Here is a 1,197-nt window from a genome sequence, read left to right on the forward strand (position 1 = left end):
CCGACCGCGTCGATAGCTCTTCAAGGCCAGCCAATAACAATTGGGATGTCGACGCCCCAGTGAGTTCAGGCGCGTCCGACGCCGCACGCCAGCGCTACATGCCAAAATATTTCGACTGGGTGAACAAGGTCACGCCGGCCTACGGCATGGACGCCGGGCCGAATACAAGCTGCAGCACGACGGCAATTACGCCACTAACCGATGTTTCCACGACAGCCGGCGCAACTTTGATTAAAAACGCCATCGATGCCATGGCCGACGACGGCGCCACCAACGTTCCGGAAGGCATGGCCTGGTGCTGGCGGACCCTTTCCAGCACGGCACCCTTCACCGAGGGCCGGCCCGAAACGGAAAGAGGCAACGACAAGGTACTGATCGTGCTGACCGACGGCGCCAACACCTACTACACGCCGACCTCGGTGACGGCGCAGACCTACTCTGGAACCAATTGGAGTTCTGGCGGTAACGACCTGGCTGGCAGCAAGGCGATCTATTCGGCTCTCGGTTACGTCGTCCCCTACAGCAACGGCTACAGCTACGGCCGCATGTTCCTCGGAACGGATGTCACCAAGGACGATTACAGCAACGCCAACTACACCAAAGCGATGAACGAGCATTTCACTGCGCTGTGTAACAACGCCAAGGCCGCCGGGATCATGGTCATGACCATCGCGCTTGATCTGGACGCCACCAAGACAGCGGAGAAAACGCAGATGGATGCGCTGAAGGCCTGTTCTTCGGATTCCCGCTTCAGCAAGGACAAGACCGATCCGAGCAAGCCGATGAAGCTGTTCTGGAATTCGACGGGCGCAACGCTGTCCGACGATTTCAAGGCGATCGGCAACGAGCTGTCCAACCTGCGCATCGTCAGCTGATCCGACGAATTCCACGTCGACGCCCTGCATCCGGCGGGGTGTCGTTTTTTGGAGGCACCGGGGGGCCGCTCCAGATTGGTTAGTGCTTGGTGAAGCGCGAACCAAGCAATCGAGCGGTTTCCCAAACCCGTCCTTCAGCGTTTTGTGGAAAGCTGGCGTCGAACGAGAATCCGCCGGCGGGGGCCGCTGCAAGACATGCGTGAAATCTGGCGTCAATTCCGCCGCGACAGGCGCGGCAACTATGCTCTCGTGACGGCCTTCGCGATGGTCCCGCTGATGGGCGGGCTGGCGCTCGCGGTCGACTTCACGGAAATGCGGCGCG

1 pseudogene is annotated in these 1,197 nt (G+C 60.3%); it reads left to right on the plus strand.

Features of this window, described 5'->3' with window-relative positions:
- Positions 1-875 (plus strand): annotated as a pseudogene (locus tag FJ980_RS32790) (hypothetical protein); the annotation flags it as partial.
- Positions 876-1,197: the final 322 nt, after the last annotated feature.

It is taken from the genome of Mesorhizobium sp. B1-1-5, from assembly GCF_006443065.1.
Classification (GTDB): Bacteria; Pseudomonadota; Alphaproteobacteria; order Rhizobiales; family Rhizobiaceae; genus Mesorhizobium.